The following is a 994-nucleotide window of genomic DNA, read 5'->3' as shown; positions in this document are numbered from 1 at the left end:
AATATGACAGGTCGAGTGTTTACAGTCATTGCGTTGATGTTCATCGCCTCAACGGCTATCGCCAGCCAAGAGCAACGTTATACCGACAATGTTAACTGGGCTAAACAATCAGCCACCGTCACGCAGGGCCAATCCGGGTTCACCGCATTTTCAGTCAATGAATACTGTCAAGACACCGCCTGTCAGCAGCAACTCAGCAACCCGGAACAAACCCGTTATCGCAATGATGCCACCACCATGGACAGCGCGAAAGCCGCCGCCATCGCAACCGATGACAATGCCCAAGCGGTGCAAGCCAATTTCAATGCAGGTCGCCCCACAATAGACCCCAATGATCCCGCTTATAGTCAAGCGGTAGGATATATGAATGATGCCTATACCATCAGTCATGGGTTGGTGTCTCAATACCATGACTGTAAAAAAGGGCAGACGTGTGAGTTCAGTGAATCGGTTAAACATTGTACGCAACCGACCCATACACCCTATACCTGTGATATTACCCCGTATGTTATCTCGAAGAATGAGCATACTGGCAGTCAACGCTTCCCCATGAGCTACCCAAGAAGTAACGCAGGCAATGCAAGGGTGACATCCGCAGGATTGCAAATAACCCTTCCCGCAAAGGTCATTGTCACAAGAATAGAGCTCCCCCCTTTCGGGGTGCAATCAAATACGCGATCAGTATCCATTGATGCCAATGGACGGCATATCAAGAATGCAGCCGCATCGCCCTATTGGTCAGACCCATGGGATATGTGTGGCCCCATAGGCAGCTTTTGCTGGTCTGAGGTAGGGGCACAAACGATGAATGTCTCTATCGATACATCCACCCTTAATTTGACTATCCGCGCCGCCGATGGACGCACTGGCATTCACCTGATGGACAAGGGAACGATTACAGTACATTGGAAAACACGCACCCTGAATATTGGTTGGAAAAACAGTTGCGGCCCCACGCTGCCAGCGTGCAGTAAAACACAAGACGTCTGCGTGG

At 50.4% G+C, this 994-nt stretch carries 1 pseudogene; it reads left to right on the top strand.

The features are described from left to right. Positions 1-994 (top strand): annotated as a pseudogene (locus tag C9J12_RS30140) (type-F conjugative transfer system mating-pair stabilization protein TraN); the annotation flags it as partial.

The sequence above is a fragment of the Photobacterium frigidiphilum genome (assembly GCF_003025615.1).
Classification (GTDB): domain Bacteria; phylum Pseudomonadota; class Gammaproteobacteria; order Enterobacterales; family Vibrionaceae; genus Photobacterium; species Photobacterium frigidiphilum.
Note: the sequence above shows the minus strand (reverse complement) of the source record. Positions and strands in the feature narration are given on the sequence as shown.